The 20,527-nt window shown below is 73.5% G+C and carries 16 protein-coding genes and 1 pseudogene; 14 read left to right on the forward strand and 3 right to left on the reverse strand.

Translation table 11 applies throughout. The features are described 5' to 3' along the window. Positions 1 to 11: 11 nt before the first annotated feature. On the reverse strand, positions 12 to 935 hold the full coding sequence (locus tag ACVWW9_RS06770) for an EamA family transporter (RefSeq protein ID WP_456514901.1): 924 nt from the start codon (positions 933 to 935) through the stop codon (positions 12 to 14). A gap of 161 nt (positions 936 to 1,096) precedes the next feature. Between ACVWW9_RS06770 and ACVWW9_RS06775 the strand changes: the two genes are divergently transcribed. The 8 genes and pseudogenes from ACVWW9_RS06775 (at position 1,097) to ACVWW9_RS06810 (ending at position 11,772) form a co-directional block, all read left to right on the forward strand. Then, positions 1,097 to 2,113 carry an ABC transporter ATP-binding protein gene (locus ACVWW9_RS06775; RefSeq protein ID WP_456514902.1) on the forward strand — a complete coding sequence of 339 codons (1,017 nt, stop codon included), beginning with the start codon at positions 1,097 to 1,099 and terminating at the stop codon, positions 2,111 to 2,113. Continuing rightward, entirely contained in the window at positions 2,110 to 3,150 is a 1,041-nt protein-coding gene (locus ACVWW9_RS06780) for an ABC transporter permease (RefSeq protein ID WP_456514903.1), read from the forward strand. Before ACVWW9_RS06775 ends, ACVWW9_RS06780 begins: the two co-directional genes overlap by 4 nt. Positions 3,151 to 3,199: 49 nt before the next feature. Continuing rightward, positions 3,200 to 3,673: pseudogene (locus ACVWW9_RS06785) on the forward strand (YbaK/EbsC family protein). 87 nt (positions 3,674 to 3,760) lie between these two features. Further along, on the forward strand, positions 3,761 to 6,034 hold the full coding sequence (gene glgX, locus ACVWW9_RS06790; RefSeq protein ID WP_456514904.1) for a glycogen debranching protein GlgX: 2,274 nt from the start codon (positions 3,761 to 3,763) through the stop codon (positions 6,032 to 6,034). 11 nt (positions 6,035 to 6,045) lie between these two features. Then, the gene (gene treY, locus ACVWW9_RS06795) at positions 6,046 to 8,379 is read left to right on the forward strand and encodes a malto-oligosyltrehalose synthase (RefSeq protein WP_456514905.1); all 2,334 of its coding nucleotides are present in this window, start codon (positions 6,046 to 6,048) and stop codon (positions 8,377 to 8,379) included. A 79-nt stretch (positions 8,380 to 8,458) separates the two neighbouring features. Next, on the forward strand, positions 8,459 to 8,863 hold the full coding sequence (locus ACVWW9_RS06800; protein ID WP_456514906.1) for a hypothetical protein: 405 nt from the start codon (positions 8,459 to 8,461) through the stop codon (positions 8,861 to 8,863). 69 nt (positions 8,864 to 8,932) lie between these two features. After that, positions 8,933 to 10,663 carry a malto-oligosyltrehalose trehalohydrolase gene (gene treZ, locus ACVWW9_RS06805; RefSeq protein WP_456514907.1) on the forward strand — a complete coding sequence of 577 codons (1,731 nt, stop codon included), beginning with the start codon at positions 8,933 to 8,935 and terminating at the stop codon, positions 10,661 to 10,663. Between the two features lie 86 nt (positions 10,664 to 10,749). Beyond that, on the forward strand, positions 10,750 to 11,772 hold the full coding sequence (locus ACVWW9_RS06810) for a hypothetical protein (protein WP_456514908.1): 1,023 nt from the start codon (positions 10,750 to 10,752) through the stop codon (positions 11,770 to 11,772). Between the two features lie 40 nt (positions 11,773 to 11,812). Here ACVWW9_RS06810 and ACVWW9_RS06815 read toward each other — a convergent pair whose 3' ends face one another. Beyond that, a complete protein-coding gene (locus ACVWW9_RS06815) occupies positions 11,813 to 12,862 on the reverse strand; it encodes an NAD-dependent epimerase/dehydratase family protein (protein WP_456514909.1) in 1,050 nt (349 codons plus the stop codon). A 250-nt stretch (positions 12,863 to 13,112) separates the two neighbouring features. On the opposite strand from ACVWW9_RS06815, the gene ACVWW9_RS06820 reads away from it, so the two are divergent. Continuing rightward, complete coding sequence (locus ACVWW9_RS06820; protein ID WP_456514910.1) at positions 13,113 to 14,765, forward strand: DUF222 domain-containing protein; 1,653 nt, start codon at positions 13,113 to 13,115, stop codon at positions 14,763 to 14,765. A gap of 10 nt (positions 14,766 to 14,775) precedes the next feature. Here ACVWW9_RS06820 and ACVWW9_RS06825 read toward each other — a convergent pair whose 3' ends face one another. Continuing rightward, entirely contained in the window at positions 14,776 to 15,795 is a 1,020-nt protein-coding gene (locus ACVWW9_RS06825) for a GlxA family transcriptional regulator (protein ID WP_354256740.1), read from the reverse strand. A gap of 132 nt (positions 15,796 to 15,927) precedes the next feature. Here ACVWW9_RS06825 and ACVWW9_RS06830 point away from each other — a divergent pair, with 132 nt between their 5' ends. From ACVWW9_RS06830 to ACVWW9_RS06850, 5 genes are all read left to right on the forward strand, one after another. Next, complete coding sequence (locus ACVWW9_RS06830) at positions 15,928 to 16,206, forward strand: hypothetical protein (RefSeq protein WP_456514911.1); 279 nt, start codon at positions 15,928 to 15,930, stop codon at positions 16,204 to 16,206. A gap of 94 nt (positions 16,207 to 16,300) precedes the next feature. Then, positions 16,301 to 17,626 (forward strand): MFS transporter, encoded by a 1,326-nt coding sequence (locus ACVWW9_RS06835; RefSeq protein ID WP_456514912.1) that lies wholly within the window; start codon positions 16,301 to 16,303, stop codon positions 17,624 to 17,626. Positions 17,627 to 17,675: 49 nt separating this feature from the next. After that, the gene (locus ACVWW9_RS06840) at positions 17,676 to 17,849 is read left to right on the forward strand and encodes a hypothetical protein (protein ID WP_170165556.1); all 174 of its coding nucleotides are present in this window, start codon (positions 17,676 to 17,678) and stop codon (positions 17,847 to 17,849) included. A 61-nt stretch (positions 17,850 to 17,910) separates the two neighbouring features. Continuing rightward, positions 17,911 to 19,359, forward strand: a complete 1,449-nt coding sequence (locus ACVWW9_RS06845; RefSeq protein WP_456514913.1) for an amidohydrolase — start codon at positions 17,911 to 17,913, stop codon at positions 19,357 to 19,359. Positions 19,360 to 19,435: 76 nt separating this feature from the next. Further along, positions 19,436 to 20,383 carry an acyl-CoA thioesterase gene (locus ACVWW9_RS06850; protein ID WP_456514914.1) on the forward strand — a complete coding sequence of 316 codons (948 nt, stop codon included), beginning with the start codon at positions 19,436 to 19,438 and terminating at the stop codon, positions 20,381 to 20,383. The last annotated feature ends 144 nt before the right edge of the window (positions 20,384 to 20,527 follow it).

The following is a 20,527-nucleotide window of genomic DNA, read 5'->3' on the forward strand; positions in this document are numbered from 1 at the left end:
TGCGGGGCGGGTCAGGGGAGCGGCGGCACGAGACCGGTGATGGGGCCCGTGCTCGGCGGCGCCGGTCGGCGTGCGCGCGCCGCCGTGAGGGCGACGCCTGCGGACGCGACGATGACGAGCGCGAGCGCGAGCAGGTCCCAGCCGGTCAGCAGCTCGCGCACGACGAGGAAGCCGAAGATCGCCGCGGCGGCCGGCTCGAGCGACATGAGGATGCCGAAGACCCGGGTCGGCACGCGGCGCAGCGCCAGCAGCTCGAGCCCGTAGGCGATCGCGCTCGAGAGCATCGCGATCATGAACGCCGGCACGAGCACGCTCGGATCGGCCGCGACCGCGCCGACGGCGCCGACGACCCCGAACGGCGCGACGGCGATCGTGGCGATCACGAGTGCACCCGCGAGCCCGCCGATGCCCGGCACGCGCTGCCCGACCGACGCCGAGGCGAGGATGTACGCCGCCCAGCACCCGCCAGCCGCGAGCGCGAGCACGACGCCCACCGGGTCGAGGTCGCCGCCGATCGACTGCGCGCCGATCACGCCGACGCCGACCGCGGCGAGCGCGACCCACGCGACGTCGACCGCGCGCCGCGACTGCACGAGCGCGAGCACGAGCGGCCCGAGCAGCTCGAGCGTGACCGCGACGGCGATCGGGATGCGCGGCAGCGCGAGGTAGAAGAGCAGGTTCATCGCGGCGAGCGTGATGCCGAGGAAGGCGATCGCCCGCCACGCGGCCCGGTCCCACGAGCGGATGCGCGGGCGCGCGACGAGCAGCACGATCACCGCCGCGAACGCGAGCCGCAGCAGCGTCAGCCCTGCCGGGTCGATGCGGTCGAACACGGTCTTCGCGATCGAGGCGCCGAACTGCACCGAGGCGATCGCGCAGAGCACGAGCAGCACACCGCCGAGCATGCCGCTGGAGGAGGCTCGGGGGACGCGCATCAGGTCAGCGTATTGGCGGCCGGTCGCCGCGGCGCCCACGGCGTCGTCCCGGTCGGGATCCTGAGCGGCCCTCATCCGCTCGGATGATCCCGCGCGCGGCGGCTGGCCTCCACGCCGCGCACCCAGCAGGATCGAGCCATGCAGCCCACGAGGCAGCGGCCATGACGCCGCTCAGCGACGGACGCCCGCAGCCGATCCCCGCATCCCACCCCGCCTTCGTCGATCCGCTCGCGGCCGGCGAGCCGGCGCCGGGGCTCGACGAGGGCGGCATCGTCGCCCTCCACGTGCACCGCAGCTTCGGATCGGTGCACGCGGTGCGCGAGATGACGTTCCACGCGAAGCCGGGGCGCGTCACCGCGCTCATCGGCCCGAACGGCGCCGGCAAGACGACGCTGCTGCTCATGCTCGCCTCGCTGCTCGCGCCTGACTCCGGCGCGATCCGCATCGATGGCGCCGACCCGATGCACGACCCGCGCGCCGTCCGGCGGGCGATGGGCTGGATGCCGGATGTGCTGGGCACGTGGCGCACGCTCACGCCACTGCAGATCCTCACGACCGTCGGCCGCCTCCACGGGCTCGACCGCGCGGCGGCGCGCGAGCGCGCCGCCGAGCTCATCGTCGAGGCGCGCCTCGAGGAGCTCGCGAACCGCCCGAGCCGCGTGCTCTCCCGCGGCCAGCAGCAGCGGCTCGGCCTCGTGCGGGCGCTCGTGCACCGGCCTCGCGTGCTGCTGCTCGACGAGCCGGCGGCGGGCCTCGACCCGACCTCGCGCGTCGAGCTGCGCGGCATGCTCCGCGGCTTCGCGGCCGACGGCGGCACGGTGCTCATCTCGAGCCACGACCTCAGCGAGCTCGACGAGATGGCGGACGACGCCGTGTTCGTCGACCGCGGTGAGGTCGTCCGCGGCGAGCGCCTCGTGCTCGCCCAGCAGGCGTCGCGCGAGTGGCGCATCCGGGCCCTCGATCCGAGGGCGCTCAGCTACCAGCTCGCGAACATCGGGGTCGCGTTCGATCGCGTGCGCCTCGAGGGCGAGCTCGCCTACGTCGCGCTCGACCGCGACGAGCACGCCGCCGAGGTGCTCGCCCGGCTCGTCGGCGCAGGCGTGCCCATCACCCACTTCGCGCCCGCCGTCGGCGACATGGAGCGCACCTACCTCGGCCTCTCGGGAGGTGCCCGATGAGCCGCTGGCTGCAGATGCTCGGTGTCGTGATCCGCCTCGAGCTCGCGCAGCGCGTGCGGAGCGTCGCCTGGTACGTGCTGCTCGTGATCGTCGCGATCGTGGTCGGCGGCGTGATCGTCGTGCTCTTCCTGTCGCTGCAGGGCTTCCAGCGCGACCTCGGCGGCGCGATCTTCGCGATGACGATCTTCCTCGTCATGCTCGTGACCTCGCTCGTGACGCCCGCGCTGAGCGGCAGCGCCATCAACGGCGACCGCGACGCCGGCACGCTCGCCTCCACGCAGGTCACGCAGGTGACCGGCACGCAGCTCGTGCTCGGCAAGGTGATCGGCTCGTGGATCGCCTCGCTCGGCTTCCTGGCCGTCTGCGCGCCGTTCATGCTCGGCTCCGCCATGCTCGGCGGCCTGCGCATCGAGGCGGTGCTCGTCGCGCTGCCCATCCTGGTGCTCGAGATCGGGTTCGTCTCGGCGATCGGCGTCGGGCTCTCCGGCATGATCCGGAAGCCCGTGCTGTCGACGGTCGTCACCTACCTCGTCGTCGCGTTCTTCAGCGTCGGCACCCTCATCGGCTTCGGCGTCGGGACGCTCGCCTTCCAGCAGGAGGAGACGCGGGACGAGATCACCTGGGACTTCGACGACCGCACGGGCAACTCGACCTGCATCGCGACCGGCAACACCTACGAGACCACGGTGCCGCGACCGGACCGCGTGTGGCTGATGCTGGCCGCGAACCCGTACGTGATCATGGCCGACGCGATCCCGCCGCAGCTCGACGCGAACGGCTATCCCGACGACATCTTCGGCCAGATCGGCCTCGGCGTGCGCATGGTGCAGGAGCCGCCGCGCGCGGAGTCGTGCGCCGACTACGGCGACGACGGCACGTGGCAGGACCCGGTCGAGGGCATCTACGAGCGCACCGCGCCGAGCTGGTTCGTCGGCCTCGGCATCCACGTGCTGCTCGCGGGCGCCGCCGTCTGGGGTGCGATCGCCGCGGTGCGAGCACCGGCGAAGACGCTCGCCGCCGGCAGCCGCATCGCCTGACCCCGCGCGGCCTCGTCGAGCGGGGCTGCGCGGGCGGCAGGATGGGGCCATGACGCTACCGACCAGGGCCGCGAGCATCCAGCAGCAGCTGCACGACATGGGCATCGACCGCGAGGTCATCCACTTCGCGGAGGGTACGCACACCGCGAAGGCGGCAGCGGCGGCGCTCGGCATCGAGGTAGGCGCGATCGCGAACTCGCTCATCTTCTGGATGGCGGATGCGCCGCTGCTCGTCATGACATCGGGGCGCCACCGCGTCGACACGGCCGCGCTCGCCGAGCAGCTGGGGGAGGGGCCCATCGAGCGTGCGACGCCCGAGCAGGTGCGCGCGGCGACCGGCTAGGTGATCGGCGGCGTCGCCCCGCTCGGCCACCCCGCGCCCATCCGCACGATCGTCGACGTGGCGCTCGCGGACTACGAGCAGCTCTCGGCGGCGGCCGGCACCGCCGACACCGTCTTCATGCTCAGCTACGACGAGCTGCTCCGGATCACGGGCGGCGAGCCGCGCGTCGTGGGCGACTGACGGCGACGCCGAACCGTCCGTCATCGTTCACGCGACCGTCACACGCCTCTCAGGTCGAGTTCTTGCGTACCCCATACACTCCGGAGAGTGACTGACACCGCATCCGACCAGCAGATCTGGCCCGGCGAGGCCTACCCGCTCGGCGCCACCTTCGACGGCACCGGCACCAACTTCGCCCTGTTCACCGAGTCGGCCGAGCGCGTCGAGCTCTGCCTCTTCGATGAGCACGACGCCGAGACGAGGGTCGAGCTCACCGAGGTCGACGGCTACGTCTGGCACGCCTACCTGCCGAACGTGCAGCCGGGGCAGCGCTACGGCTACCGCGTGCATGGGCCCTACGACCCCGAGCAGGGGCTGCGGCACAACCCGAACAAGCTGCTGCTCGACCCCTACGCGAAGGCGACGAGCGGCGAGATCGCCTGGGGACAGCCGCTCCACAGCTACAACTTCGGCGACCCGCTCAGCCGCAACGACGATGACTCCGCGCCCAACATGGTGAAGGGCGTCGTCATCAACCCGTTCTTCGACTGGGCCGGCGACCGCTACCCCCGCACGCCGTACAACGAGTCGATCATCTACGAGGCGCACGTCAAGGGCCTGACGCAGACGCATCCCGACGTGCCCGAGGCGCTCCGCGGCACCTACGCGGGCCTCGCGCACCCGTCGATCATCGCCCACCTGCAGAAGATCGGCATCACGGCCATCGAGCTCATGCCGGTGCACCAGTTCGTGCACGACGCACCGCTGCAGGAGAAGGGCCTCCGCAACTACTGGGGCTACAACACCCTGAGCTTCTTCGCGCCGCACGCCGAGTACGCCGCGTCGGGCGAGGGTGGCCAGCAGGTGCAGGAGTTCAAGGCGATGGTGAAGGCCATGCACACGGCCGGCATCGAGGTGATCCTCGACGTGGTCTACAACCACACCGCCGAGGGCAATCACATGGGCCCCACGCTCAGCTGGCGCGGCATCGACAACCAGGCCTACTACCGCCTCGTCGACGACGACCAGCAGTTCTACATGGACTACACCGGCACGGGCAACAGCCTGAACGTCGGGCATCCGCACTCGCTGCAGATGATCATGGACAGCCTGCGGTACTGGGTCACCGAGATGCGCGTCGACGGCTTCCGCTTCGACCTGGCCTCGACGCTCGCGCGCGAGTTCTACGACGTCGACAAGCTGTCGACCTTCTTCGAGCTCGTGCAGCAGGACCCGGTGATCAGCCAGGTCAAGCTCATCGCCGAGCCATGGGACGTCGGCCCCGGTGGCTACCAGGTCGGCAACTTCCCGCCCCAGTGGACAGAGTGGAACGGCAAGTACCGCGACGAGGTGCGTGACTTCTGGCGCGGCGAGCCCACCGCGCTGGGCGAGTTCGCGAGCCGCCTCGCCGGCTCGGCCGACCTCTACGAGCACTCCGGCCGCCGCCCGGTCGCATCGATTAACTTCGTCACCGCCCACGACGGCTTCACCCTGCGCGACCTCGTGAGCTACAACGAGAAGCACAACGAGGCGAACGGCGAGGACGGCAACGACGGCGAGAGCCACAACCGCTCCTACAACTACGGCGTCGAGGGCCCGACCGACGATCCCGAGATCCTCAACACCCGCGCGCGACAGCAGCGCAACTTCCTCGCGACGCTGCTGCTGAGCCAGGGCGTGCCGATGATCCTCCACGGCGACGAGCTCGGTCGCACGCAGCACGGCAACAACAACACCTACGCGCAGGACTCCGAGATCGCCTGGATCGACTGGTCGAGCATCGATCAGCCGCTCATCGAGTTCACCGCCGCTGTCACGAAGCTGCGCCACGACCATCCGACGTTCCGGCGCAAGCGCTTCTTCACCGGCAACACAGTGCGCACCGGCAACGGCGAGCGGCTGAACGACATCGTCTGGCTCGGCAGCGACGGGTCGGCCATGGAGGACGGCGACTGGGACATCGCCGCGGGCGAGAAGTCGCTCGGCATGTACCTCAACGGTCACGGCATCGCGGGTCGCGGCGCTCGGGGCGAGCGCATCATCGACAACCACTTCCTCATCTACTGCAACGCCTCGGAGGAGGCGCGGGAGCTCACCCTGCCGCCCTCTGAGTACGCCGAGGCGTGGGACGTGCTGATCGACACCGGCGCGCACGAGCTGCGCGACGGCCGCGTCGAGGCGGGCGAGGTCGTCACCATCTCGCCGCGCGCGCTCGTCGTGCTGCGCGAGCACATCGCGCCCGTCGACCAGGATTTCTCGGTGGCCGCATCGATCGCCGCCGCGACCGGCACCCTCACGGGCCCGGTCACGACGATCGAGACGCGACCTGCTGAGGGCCGTCCGCTCGACGCGCACGCCAAGAACGACGACCAGCAGGACTGACGAGGAGCCTCGTGCACGCCCCCCAGAGCACCTATCGCCTCCAGATCAGCGAGGACTTCACCCTCGCCGACGCCGCCGGCAGGCTCGAGGCCCTCGCCGACCTCGGGGTCGACTGGGTCTACCTGTCGCCGATCCTCGAGGCCGAGCACGGCTCGAACCACGGCTACGACGTCGTCTCGCACGCGCGGGTCGATCCGTCGCGCGGCGGCGAGGCGGGCCTCGAGGCGCTCGCGGCCGAGGCGCGCAGGCTCGGCATGGGCGTGCTCGTCGACATCGTGCCCAACCACATGGGCGTCGCCGTGCCCGAGCACAACGACTGGTGGTGGCAGCTGCTGCGCGAGGGGCGCGAGAGCCCGATCGCGGATGCGTTCGACGTCGACTGGGAGGCGGGCGGCGGGAAGCTGCTGCTGCCGATCGTCGGCGACGACGACTGGTCGGAGGACGGCACCGTCGCGCACCTCGAGCTCGAGCCCGCAGCCGCGGCCGGCTCGCAGGCGCTCCGCTACTGGGACACGCGGCTGCCCGTCGCGCCCGGCACCGGCGACGGCACCGCGCAGGAGGTGCTCGCCCGCCAGCACTACCGGCTCGGCCACTGGAAGCAGGGGAACGACCAGCTCAACTACCGGCGCTTCTTCGCGGTGACGACGCTCGCCGCCGTGCGCGTCGAGGTGCCGGAGGTGTTCGAGGCGACGCACGCCGAGATCGCCCGCTGGTTCGACGAGCGGCTCGTGCAGGGCCTCCGCGTCGACCACCCCGACGGACTGCGCGACCCGGCCGGCTACCTCGAGGACCTCGACCGCCTCACCGGCGGCGCCTTCGTGCTCGTCGAGAAGATCCTCGAGCCCGGCGAGGAGCTGCCGCGCTGGGCGACCGCCGGCACCACCGGCTACGACACGCTCGGGGTCATCGACCGGGTGCTCACCGACGCATCCGCCGCCGACGCCCTGCACGGGATCGACGCGCGCCTCCGCGGCGGCGAGGCCGTCGACTGGGCAGAGCTCACGCACGGCACGAAGCGGGGCATCGCCGACGGGATCCTCCGCGCCGAAGTGCTGCGGCTCGAGCGCGAGGTGCAGGCCTCGGATGCCTGGGGCTCGCAGGGCGCGCCGGCCGACGCCGCCGACGCGATCGCCGAGCTGCTCGCGTGCTTCCCCGTCTACCGCTCGTACCTCCCCGAGGGCCTCGAGCACCTGGGCGGGGCGGCCGAGCGCGCCAAGGAGCGCCGCCCCGACCTCGCCGACACCGTCGACGCGCTGCTGCCGGTGCTCGGCAACGCTCGCCAGCCCGCGGCGCTGCGCTTCCAGCAGACGAGCGGCATGGTGATGGCGAAGGGCGTCGAGGACACCGCCTTCTACCGCTACTCGCGGCTCACGAGCCTCAACGAGGTGGGCGGCGATCCTGCCGTCTTCTCGATCCCGGTTCCCGACTTCCACGCCTTCATGGGCCGGCGGCAGGCCGAGTGGCCGCTCGCCATGAACGCCATGTCGACGCACGACACGAAGCGCGGCGAGGACGTGCGCGCGCGCATCACGACGATCGCCGAGGTCCCCTCGAGCTGGGAGGCGCTGCTCGACCGGCTGCTCGTCTTCGCACCGAACCGCGGGCGCGACTTCGTGAACCTGCTGCTCCAGGCCGTGGTGGGCGCATGGCCCGCGAGCGAGGACCGGCTGCTGGCCTACATGGAGAAGGCGTCCCGCGAGGCCGACGCGATCACGCACTGGACGGCGCCTGACGAGGCCTTCGAGCGGGATCTCGCCGAGCTCGTCCGCAGCGTCATGGCCGAGCCCGCCTCGCGCGACATCGAGGCGTTCCTCGCCGAGACCGAGCAGGGCTTCCGCGCGAACGTGCTCGCCGCGAAGCTGCTCAACCTCACCATCCCGGGCTTCCCGGACGTCTACCAGGGCTCCGAGGCGCTCGAGCAGTCGCTCGTCGACCCCGACAACCGCCGACCGATCGACTGGGAGCGGATGGATGCGCTGCGGCAGGCCGCGCGCGCCCCGTTGTCGGGCGACTGGGACCTCGAGGTCGCCAAGACGCGGCTCGTGCGCGAGGCGCTGCGGCTCCGCCGCGAGCACCCGGAGCGCTTCGAGGCCTACACGCCGCTGCTCGCGAGCGGCGAGGCGGCCGAGCACGTCGTGGCGTTCGACCGCGGCGGCGCGATCGCCATCGCCACGCGGCTGCCGATCGGCCTCGCGGAGCGCGGCGGCTGGGGCGACACGGCGATCCAGCTGCCCGAGGGGCACTGGCGCGACCTGCTGACGTCGAAGGAGCTGCGGGGCGGCGACGTCCGGCTGCGCGACCTCCTCGGGACGCTCCCGGTCGCGCTGCTCACCCGCGGCGACTGACGTGGCGCGGCAGGCGCGTGTCCCGGGCGCCGGAGGTGCGGACCCGGGCCGGCCGCCTGCTGCCGACCCGCCGTGGTCGGTGCGCATCGGGCTCGTGCTGCTGTGGGTGGCGTTCCTGTGCCTCGCTGGGCTCATGGCGCTCCTGACCGTCTTCTTCTTCGCCACGATCGACCTGCCCGGTGCGCAGCCCTCGGCTGCCGAGCTGGCGCTCGGCGTCGTCGGCGCGGTCGTGCCGCTCGTGCTGCTGCTGGTCGTCCTGATCTTCGCCAGTCGTCGCCGCGAGTGGGCGCGGTGGTTCGCGCTCATCGCGGGCATCGGCGCCGGGCTGCTCGCGCTGCTCGCGATCGCGGCGACCCGATCGCCCGCGCCCGAGACGCTCGGGATCGCGCTCGCGGCGCTCGTCGGCGGCGTGCTCCTCGCCCTCCCGGCGTCCGGCCGCTGGTACCGGGATGCGCCTCGCGGGGCCGGGGCCGCCGACGCCTGACCACGCCGAGGGCATCCGTGCACGGCGCACACACCGGCCTCCGAGCAGCGTGATGCGAGCATGGGGGACATGAGCGAGCTGCACGAGTACCGGGTGTGGGCACCGACCGCTGCGCGGATGCGCGTGGTGGCGGGCGACGAGACCGTCGAGATGTCGCAGGGCGAGGGCGGCTGGTGGCATGGGCTCGCGAGCGCCGGCGACTACGGCTTCCAGATCGACGACGACGACGCCATCCGCCCGGATCCGCGGAGCCTCCGCCAGCCGGACGGCGTGCACGAGCGGTCGCGCACCTGGGACGCATCCGCGCACGACTGGCAGGACGAGGGCTGGACCGGTCGCCCGATCGCCGGCGGCGTGCTCTACGAGCTGCACCTGGGCACCTTCACGAGCGAGGGCACGCTCGACGTGGCGGCCGAGCGGCTCGACCACCTGCGCGGCATCGGCGTCACGCACGTCGAGCTGCTGCCGGTCAACGGCTTCAATGGCACCCACAACTGGGGATACGACGGCGTCGCGTGGTTCGCGGTGCACGAGGGCTACGGGGGCCCGGACGCCTACCAGCGCTTCGTCGACGCCGCGCACGCCGCGGGCCTCGCGGTGGTGCAGGACGTCGTCTACAACCACCTCGGACCCTCCGGCAACTACCTGCCCCTCTACGGCCCCTACCTCTCGAGCGAGGGGCGCTCGACGTGGGGCGACCACGTGAACCTCGCCGAGCCTGCGGTGCGCCGCTACATCCTCGACAACGTCCGCTACTGGTTCGAGGCGATGCACGTCGACGCGCTGCGGCTCGACGCCGTGCACGCGCTCGTCGACACGAGCGACCTGCACATCCTCGAGGAGATGGCGATCGAGACGGAGGCGCTGTCGGCGCACCTCGGCCGGCCGCTCGAGCTCATCGCCGAGAGCGACCTCAACGACCCGAAGCTCATCACGCCGCGCGAGGCGGGCGGCTACGGGCTCGACGGGCAGTGGTCCGATGACTTCCACCACGGCGTGCACGTCGCCCTCACGCGCGAGACCGAGGGCTACTACGCCGACTTCGAGCCGATCGCGGCGCTCGCGAAGGCGCTCGAGCGCGGCTTCTTCCACGACGGCACCTACTCGTCGTTCCGCGGTCGCGACCACGGGCATCCGATCGACACCGAGCGCTCGCTCTCGTGGCGCCTCGTGGTGAGCGCGCAGAACCACGACCAGATCGGCAACCGGGCGCGCGGCGACCGCACCACCGAGGTGCTCGACGAGTCGCAGCTGCTGTGCGCGGCGCTGCTGCTCTACGGCGGCCCGTTCACGCCGATGCTCTTCCAGGGCGAGGAGTGGGCGGCGTCGACGCCGTTCCAGTTCTTCACGTCGCACCCGGAGCCCGAGCTCGGCAAGGCGACGGCCGAGGGCAGGCTCGAGGAGTTCGAGCAGATGGGCTGGGACCCGGCCGTCGTGCCCGACCCGCAGGACCCGCAGACGTTCGAGCGCTCGAAGCTCGACTGGGCGGAGCTGCGCGCCGAGCGCCACGCGCGCGTGCTCGAGGGCTACCGGCAGCTCGCGGCGCTGCGCGCCGAGCTCGAGGCGCTCACCGATCCGCACTACGCGCGGAACCTCGTGGAGGCGGACGAGCAGACGCGCGTGCTGCGCCTCACCCGCCGCGCCGGCATGGCCGATGCGGTCGAGATCGTGCTCAACCTCGGCACCGAGCCGCAGACCGTGCCCGTCTCGCGCCGCGACCTGCGCTTCCAGACGCATCCCGACGTCGCGCTCGCCGATGCCCTCACCCTCCCGCCCGGCAGCGGCGCCCTCCTCGCCTGATCCTCAACGGAGCAGCTGGCGCCGCGAGGGCACTATCCCCTCCTGCGACCAGCTGCTCCGTTGAGATGAACGGCTAGCGTGGAGCCGTGACGCAGACCGTCGGCGAGCTCGACTTCCCCTTCCACGGCTTCCTCGAGACCCGGCGCGGGCCGATCGTCGAGATCGCGCTCTCGAACTCGCCCGGCGGGCTCGCGCGCACCTACGTGCTGGTGCCCGAGGGTGCCGGCGAGCTGCCGCCGGGCATCTACTCGACGATGCTCAAGCAGGTCGTCGACCTCGACGAGCGCGGTGGGTGGATGGTCGAGGTCGATCTCGAGCCCGAGCCGAGGGGCGCCGAGGTGCGCATGGACACGACGCTCGACGACGAGTGGGAGTCGGACGAGCGGGACCTGCTCATCGCGTCGCACGCCGAGCGCTTCCAGCCGCAGGAGCCGCCCGCTGAGCGCGAGGGCGACCAGCCCGTCAACCCCTACGGGCTGTGGGCGCTCGACGAGAGCGGCAGCGCCTTCCGGGTCGAGGTCGAGCGCGACGAGGAATCGGGCGGGCTCCTCATCGAGGCGGCCACCCGCTTCGGCAAGGCGCTCCACCCGTGGGCGTACGGCGCGGTCCGCGCCGACACGCTCGAGATCGAGGCGCATGCGCTCGAGGGCGACGATGCGCTGCTCGACCTGCAGCTCTACGTCGCCGACGGCGACGACGACCGCGAGTACGAGCGGTGGCTCGTCGGCACGCGTCGCGCGCTCGAGCGACGCGCCGCATCGCCGCTGCCCGAGTTCGACCCGGGGCAGTGGATGCGCTGGCTCACCCCGGTGGACGGCGGTGCACCGGTGGCGTTCGGCGGCTTCCTCTTCCCCGAGAAGCGCGAGATCGAGCTGCAGCCGGTCATGCCGACGGAGCCGGAGTGGGCAGCGGGCCGGCTGCTGACGATCCCGCGCGAGCGCCCCGACCAGGCGTTCGAGGACAGCCGCGAGGTGACGGTCTACGGCAAGCCGTTCAAGGAGCTGCGCTCCTCGGTCGCCAAGGTGCGGAAGCGACCGGCGACGCCGATCGGGCGCTTCGTGCTGCAGCCCGAGGGCTACATGCCCGAGCGCTGGAGCCTGCTGGGCTGACGACGACCGTCCGGCATCGCAGGGCGCATCGGACCGCGCGTCACTCCAGCGGGCTGCGGGAGCGGTGCAGGGCGTTGCCGAGGCCGCCGCGCGCGCCGAGCCGTGCGACGAGCTCGCGCAGCGTGTCGATCGAGCTGTGCTGCGGCGACCAGCCGAGCGCCCGGATGCGGTCGGTCGCCATCACGGGCGTCACCGCCGCCATGTCGACCCAGCCGGGATCCGTCGGCTGCAGCCGCAGCCGGTAGGTGACGGCTACGAGCGCGCGCACCACCGGCACCGGGATGGGCAGCCACCGCCGCGCGCCGACGAGCCGTCCGACCGACTGCGGGCTGAGCGGCGGCTCGGCGGCGACGTTGAAGGCGCCGGCGGCGCGGTCGCGCAGCACGCGCCAGTACGCATCCGCGATGTCGTCGGCGTGCACCGCCTGCGTCACGATGCCGGCGGGCCACGGCAGCACGGGCAGGCGCAGGAGCGGCAGCGCGCGCAGCAGCGTGCGGGGCACGAGCGCCCCGAGGAAGTAGTCGCGGATCTCGGGCGCGGCCTCCGCCTGGAAGATCAGTCCCGGGCGGAGCCGGGAGACGACCATCTCGGGATGCGCGGCGGCGACGTCGTCGAGGATGCGCTCGACCGCGCTCTTCTGCCGCCCGTAGTGCGAGGTGGGGGCGCCGTGGCGCGGGAAGGACTCGTCGGCGCGCTCGGAGCCCGGCGGACTCGCGTCGGGGCGGCCGTAGGCGCCGATGCTCGACGCGACGACGAGGTGCGGCACGCCGGCCGCGGCCGCGGCCTCGAAGACCCGGCGCGAGCCCTCCAGGTTCGTCCGCTCGAGCAGCTGCTCGTCGCGGTTGGGGCGGATGATCCAGGCGAGGTGGACGACAGCGTCGGCGCCCGACAGCACGCGCTCGAGCGCGGGACCGGAACCCGGGTTCGAGACGTCGATCCGGTGCCACTCGACGCCGTCGTAGGGCTCCCCGCCGCGCTCGGGGCCGCGCCGCGAGACGCCGGTGATCGCCGCCACCTCCTCGGCGGCGTGCAGCCGGCGCAGCAGCGCCGTGCCGACGTTGCCAGTCGCTCCGATGACGACGATGCGCATGCGAACCTCCATGACCCGTGCGGGTGATCACGTGCGATGCACGTGCGATGACCACTGTGCGATCACCACTGTGCGATGACTACTGCGCGGTGGGCGCTCTCGGGAGCGCACCGCGGTGCGCGCCACGGTACGCCCGACGGCTGGCGCTCGCTCCCAGCCCGCGGCCGCGGGCCGCCTCGCGGGCACCGGATGCGGCTGCAGCGATCCATGTGGGTGGCCAGATCTACCCTCCGGGCACGAGGAGGCGATGATGTCCCGGATCGAGCAGGCAGCGGCAGCGATCGACGCGGCCCGCACGATGCTCGCCGGCCTCGACGGCCTGTCGCTCGCCCCCGACGCCGAGGTCGCCGCGCTGCTCGCTCGCGCCGCCGAGCTCTCGCGCGTCGTCGACGCCCAGCGGGTGCGGCTGGCGGCCGAGGTGGCGGAGCGCTCGCGCGGCTCGATCGACGAGGCGCTGTGCCGCCAGCTCGGCCACCGCAGCGCGAAGGAGTGCGTCGGGTCGGTCTTCGGGCTGCGCGGCCGGCAGGCTGCCGACCTCCTCGCGATCGCCGCCGCGACGTCCGCCCGGCCGGCACTGTCCGGCGGCGAGCTGCCGGCGCGCTTCCCGCACGTCGCCGGCGCGCTCGCCGACGGAGGGCTGTCGCTGGCCCAGGCCGACGCGATCCTGCAGTCGCTCGGGCCCGCAGTGCCGCGCGCCGACGAGCGAGAGCTGGCATGGGCGGAGCGGGCGCTCGTCGACGCGGCGACCGCCCCCACCGCGCCGCTCGTGCCCGAGCTCCTCGCCGTGCAGGGGCGCATGTACGCCGCGGTGCTCGACCCGGACGGCGTGCTGCCGGGAGCCGAGCGGCAGCGGGCGATGCGATCGCTCACCGTGGGCCGCCGTGCCGACGGCATGTGGGTGCTCACGATGGTCTCTCCGGCGGAGGAGGGCTCGGCGCTCAAGGCTGTGCTCGACGCGTACGAAGGCCCGCGCGTCGCGGTGCGCTTCCGCGACCCGGACGCGCCGGCGGGGGACGACGCCGGCGACGACGTCCCCGACGGCCGGAGCCCCGCCCAGCTGCGCCACGACGTGCTCGTCGGCATCGTGCGCGAGCACGCCGCCTCGGGGCACGCGCCGACCGTGGGCGGCGAGGCGCCGACGCTCCTCATCACCGGCACGATCGAGGCGCTCACCGCGGCCCTCGACGGCACCGAGCACCGCGAGCGCTCCGCGCGCGTCGAGCACACCGGCGACGTCGTGCCCGTCGACGTCGCCGCGCGGATGCTCTGCGACGCCTTCGTGCAGATCGCCGTCACCGACGGCTGCGGTCACGTGCTCGAGCTGGGGCGCGCGAAGCGCCTCTTCAACCGCGCGCAGCGGCGGGCGCTCGCCGCCCGCGACCACGGCTGCCAGGCGCCGGGCTGCCGGATGCCGGCCGCCTGGTGCGAGGCGCACCACGTGCTGCCCTGGCTGCTCGGCGGTCCCACCGACGTCGACAACGGCATCCTGCTCTGCACCTACCATCACCATGAGGTGCACGCCGGGCGACTGGTCGTCGAACGAGCGGGGCCACGACCCGGGCAGTGGCGCGTCGTCTCGCGGCTCCAGCCGGTCCGGCGCGCGGCGCGCTCGTGGGCGGCCGCGGAGCCGAGCTCGGCGGGCTCGCTGGCCGCGGTTGCCGTGGCCCCGCTGGCCATCCGCCTGCCGGATGGAGTCGGGTCGAGCGTCGCCATCGAGCCGCTGCGCCTCGAGCCGCAGCGCATCGAGCCGCGAGGGACTGTGCCGCTCAGCACCCGACTGCTCGGCGACGAGCCGCAGAGCATCGAGCACCGCGCACGGCGAGCCCTCGCCCGGCGTCATCGCCGGCGAGCGCCGCTGCCCGCGGTCGATCTGCACCGCCCGCGGGTCGTGCTGCGGCCCTGACCCGGCAGGGCTACCGCTCGGCCGGCTCCGCCATCGCGACGGGCGCGGCGGACCCGGCCGCGTCCTCCGGCTCCACGCACGCGAATCGGCGGCGGTAGGCCGACGGCGCGACGCCGAGCTGCCGGGTGAAGTGATGGCGCAGCAGTGCGGCGGTGCCGAACCCCGACTGCTGGGCGACGGCATCGAGCCCGAGGTCGGTCGCCTCGAGCAGCTGCTGCGCGCGCTGCACCCGCTGCGAGGCGAGCCACGCTGCCGGGGTGGTGCCGAGCTCCTCGCGGAAGCGGCGGGCGAAGGTGCGCTCCGACAGGCGTGCCCTGCGTGCGAGGGAGGCGACCGAGTGGTCCTCGTCGATGTGCTCCACCATCCAGTCGATGAGCGGGGCGAGCGTCTCTGCCCGCTGCTCGGCGACCGGCCCGACCGCGAACTGCGACTGGCCGCCATCGCGCAGGGGCGGCACGACCATCGAGCGGGCGATGATGCCGGCGACCTGCGCGCCCTGCAGCTCGCGGACGATGTGCAGCGACGCGTCGATCGCCGCCGCCGTGCCGGCGCTCGACGTGACCGGGCCGTCGTCGACCCACAGCGCATCCCGCTCGACCACCAGCTCGGGGAACTGCGCCGCCAGCTGGTCGGCGTGCCGCCAGTGCGTCGCGACGCGGCGGCCCTCGAGCACGCCGGACCGCGCGGCGATGAAGGCGCCGGTGCACATCGTCAGCACGCGTGCGCCGCGAGCGACGGCGCGCTGCAGCACCCGGGCGACGCTGAGCGAGCACTCGCCGTCGATGCTGCACTCGTCGTAGGGGGTGACGATGACCACGTCGGCCTCGTCGGCGAAGTCGAGCCCCTCGCCGACCATCACCGGCAGGCTCAGGCCGCCGGCGAGGCGGATCGGGCCGGGCGTGGGCGTGACGACGCGGAAGTCGTTGCGCGGCACGCCGCGGTCCGACCGGTCGGTGCCGAAGACCTCGGCCGCGACCGCGAGCTCGAACACGCTCACGTCGTCATCCACGATGCAGGCGATCTTCAGCATGGGGCTCCTTCGACGGTGCGCTCGACCCGACGACGAGGTCGGGACCGGCCCTGCCGAGTCTGGCAGGATCTTGCCGAGCATTGGCCATCCTGCCACTGGTGGCGGGATCTTGGCAAGCGCAGACTTCCTGCCATGGACACCATCTGGATCATCGTCATCTCCGCCATCGCGATCGTGGCTGCAGCGAGCACGATCCGCGCCCTCATCGCCGAGCGCGCGCCCAGGACCCCCGCCGACCCCGAGCGGCTCGCGCTGCTGCGCGACCGCACCGCCGACGACCGGGCGCGGCAGCGCATCGGGCAGGCGGACGAGCGGCTCGCGCAGGAGCGCGATGCCCGCACCGCCGCGCCGCAGCGTCGCCTCCGCACCGACCGCGTCAGCACCGAGCGGCTCTGGGCGGGTGGGCTGTGAGCTGCTCGGCGGTGCGCATCCCGTCAGGGCACACGCCCGCGCCGAGCGCGCGGGCGTGCTGCCTGCCGACGGCGCTCTCCATCAGAATGTCCCGGTGACCACTCGCCGCCTGCACCCCGCGTGGATCGTCGCGGCGGTCGCGTTCCTCGCCCTCGTGGGGGCCGCGGGCTTCCGCGCCGCGCCGAGCGTGCTCATGGTGCCGATCGAGACCGAGCTGGGCTTCTCGCGCACCGAGCTCTCCACCGCTGTCGGGCTCAACATCCTGCTCTACGGACTCATGGCGCCGTTCGCCGCCGCGCTCATGGAGCGCTTCGGCCTCAAGCGCGTCACCGCCGCCGCGCTCGTCGTCATCGCGGGAGGCGCCGCGCTGGGGACGCTCGCGCAGCATCCGTGGGTGCTGCTGCTGACCTGGGGCGTCATGATCGGCCTCGGCACCGGGTCGATGGCGCTCGTCTTCGCCGCCGTCGTCACGCAGCGCTGGTTCGTGCGCCACCGCGGCACCGTCTCGGGCGTGCTGACCGCGGGCAGCGCGACCGGTCAGCTCGTCTTCCTGCCGCCGACCGCCTGGCTCGCCACCGAGTGGGGCTGGCGCGAGGCGAGCCTGCTCGTCGCGCTCGGCGCGCTCGCGGTCGTGCCGCTCGTGCTGCTCTTCCTGCACGACAGCCCCGCCGCGCGCGGGGTCACGCCCTTCGGCGCCCCGGATGCGGCGGCGGGTGATGACGCGGAGCCCGGCGCGCGGGCGGTGGCGGCGCCGGCGGTCGTGCCGCGGCGCTCGCCCCGCACCAACCCCGCCCGGGCCGCGATCGACGGGCTGCGGGAGGCGGTGCGCCACCGCACCTTCTGGGCGCTCGCCGCCGGCTTCGCCATCTGCGGTGCGACGACGAACGGGCTCATCGGCACCCACTTCATCCCCGCTGCGCACGACCACGGCATGCCGCAGACGGCTGCGGCGGGCCTGCTCGCGCTCGTCGGCATCTTCGACATCGCGGGCACGGTGCTCTCGGGCTGGCTGACCGACCGCTGGAACCCGCGCCTGCTGCTCGTCATCTACTACGTCGGGCGCGGCCTCAGCCTCATGGCGCTCCCGTTCCTGCTCTCGGCAGAGGTGCAGCCGCCGATGGTGGTCTTCATCGTCTTCTACGGCCTCGACTGGGTCGCGACCGTGCCGCCGACGATGGCGCTGTGCCGCGAGCACTTCGGCGACCGGGCGCCGGTCGTCTTCGGCTGGGTCTTCGCGTCGCACCAGATCGGTGCCGCGATCGCGAGCGTGCTCGTCGGCGTCGTGCGCGACGCGATGGGGCACTACACGGTCGCCTGGTTCGCCGCCGCGGGCCTGTGCGCCGTCGCCGCGCTCGTATCGCTCTCCGTGCGCCGGGATCGCACGCCGGAGGTCGAGCTCGACACCGTCCCGGCGCCCTGACGGCATCCGGGCACTGGCGCGTCCGCCGCGACAGGCGGAGGATCGGGGCATGGACGGCACCTGGCTCAGCCACGTCCCGCTGGACGGCACGTGGATCCTGCTCCTCACGACGATCGGCGCCCTCGGCGCGGTGGGCACGATCGTCTCGCTGCTGCGGCAGCGCACGCCCCGCACCCGCATCGACCTGGCACGCGTCGCGCGCAGCGGCTCACCGGCACGCTGACCCGCTGCGACGGCTCGCGCGCATGGCGGGCGTGACCGCGCGCTCGCCCCACAATGGAGGCATGCGCCTCGCGAACGCCCGCCTGCTCGACGGCACCCTCTCGGACATCGACCTGCTCGACGGCGAGATCGAGCGCGTGAGCCTCGCCGGCTCGACGGCGGCCGTCGGCGAGCGCCGCGACCTCGAGGGCGCCGTGGTCATCCCCGGCCTGTGGGACGAGCACACGCACATGGGCCAGTGGGCCCGGCACCGCACGCGGCAGAGCGTGCTCGCCGCCGAGAGCGCCGACGAGGCCGCCGCGATCGCGAGGCAGGCCGCGGCGGCGCACGTCGGCACCAACCCGCTCGTGCTCGTCGGCATGCGCGACGGCCTGTGGCCCGCACCGCCGACGCGGGCGCTGCTCGACGCGGCGACCGGCTCGGTGCCCACGCTCGTGGTGTCGAGCGACGTGCACTGCTCGTGGGCCAACACCGCCATGCTCCGCCGGCTCGGCATCGAGCTCGAGGGACCGCTGCTGCGCGAGGACGCGGCCTTCACCGCGCTCACCGCGATCGAGGGGATGCTCGACACGGCAGCGCTCGACCGCCACGTCGTCGACGCGCTCGCCGCTGCCGCCGCGCGCGGCGTCGTCGGCGTCGTCGACCTCGAGTTCGAGGATGCCGTCGGCGCCTGGGCGCGGCCGGGCCGCTCGACGCCGACGCGCGTCGAGGCGGGCGTCTACCGCCACGACCTCGAGCTCGCCGCCGAGCGCGGCGTCCGCTCCGGCGACACGATCGCCGGTCGCGCGCGCGTGGGCCGGCTCAAGGTGATCTTCGACGGATCGCTCGGGACCCGCACCGCCTGGACAGCGCATCCCTACGGCTGGGGAGGATCGCCGGCCACTACGGGCGTGCGCAACGTCGACGAGGCAGAGCTCGACCGGCTGCTCGTGCGGGCGGGCGAGATCGGCCTCGACGCGACGGTCCACGCGATCGGCGATGCCGCCGTCACCGCCGCCATCGACGCCTTCGAGCGCGCGGGCATGACGGGCGGACGGATCGAGCACGCCCAGCTCGTCGCGGGCGTCGACATCCCGCGGATGGCGAGGCTCGGCATCGTCGCCTCGATCCAGCCGGAGCACGCGCTCGACGACCGCGAGCTGACCGCCGCCCTGTGGGCCGACCGCAGCCGCGACGCCTTCCGCATCCGCAGCCTGCTCGACGCCGGCGTGCCCGTCGTGCTCGGCTCCGACGCGCCCGTCACGCCGCTCGACCCGTGGCTCGCCATCGCGACCGCGGTGACCCGCACGCGCGGCGACGAGTCGCCGTGGCAGCCGGAGGAGGCGGTCACGCTCGAGCAGGCCGTCGGCATCTCCGCGCGCTCCCGGCTCGCGGCGGGGGAGCCCGCCGACCTCGCGGTGCTCGGCGCTCCGCTGCCGGAGGGCGACGACCCGCACGCGGTCGCCGCGGCGCTGCGCGCCATGCCCGTCGCGCTCACGATGATCGAGGGCGAGACGGTGTTCGAGGGCTGACGCCGCCCGATCCGCGCCTGACCCTGCCCTCCGCCCGGCCGAACTGGCAGGATCGGTCCCGGCGAAGGAGCTCCTCATGCGCGATCGGATCACGCTGCGGTTCATGGCCGCACCCACGGATGCCGCGCATGGCGGCGGCACCGTCCAGGCCGGCCGCGTGCTCGAGTGGATCGACAAGGCCGGCTTCGCCTGCGCCGCGGGCTACTCCGGGTCGTACTGCGTGACGGCCTACGTCGGCAACGTGCACTACACGGCGCCCATCCGGCCGGGCAGCCTCATCGAGGCGAGCGCCCGCATCACGCACACCGGCCGCTCGAGCATGCACGTGTTCGTCACGGTCGAGGCCGCCGACCCGCGCACCGGCGAGTTCGAGGTGGCGCTCGACTGCCTGCTCGTGTTCGTGGCGGTCGACGAGCAGGGGAAGGCGAAGGCCGTGCCGCCGTGGCGGCCCCGCACGAGCGACGACGAGCTGCTCGCCCGCGGCAGCGAGGAGCGCATCGAGGCGCGGAAGCGCATCCACGACCTGCACACCGCGATCCAGTTCTCGCCGGCGATGACCGGCCCGTCCGAGACCTTCCGCTTCCTCGCGAACCCCACCGACGTCAACTGGGGCGGCAACGCGCACGGCGGCATCGTCATGCGCTGGATCGACGAGACCTCGACCGCGTGCGCCGCAGGCTACGCCGGCGCCGACCCGGTGGCCGTCTACACCGGCGGCATCCACTTCTACCGGCCGATCCACATCGGCCACATCGTCGAGATCGAGACGCGGCTGCTGCACACCGGCCCGCGCTCGATGCACATCCTCGCCCGCACCCGCACGGGCGACCCGCGCACCGACGAGCTCGAGCTCGCGACCCAGTGCATGTCGGTCTACGTGGTGCGCGGCGCCGACGGCGACGCGATGGCGATGGCGCCGCTCGTGCTGCGCTCGGAGGCCGACCGCGTCGCCGACGCCCAGGTGCGCGAGATCATCGCCGAGCGCGCGCAGCTGCCGCCGCTGCCGGTGCCGCGGCGCGACTGAGCCGATCTCGAGGGGTGCCTGTTCCGACAGCGGATGCGTCGGGCGGTTGTGGATGCGGCACAAGTGCCATCGGCCGGGTCCCTGGCCGTTCTGCGGGGGTGGCCAACGCCCGCGACAGACCCCGCGGGCGCGCCTACCGTGGGG

The sequence above is a fragment of the Agrococcus sp. UYP33 genome (assembly GCF_054060915.1).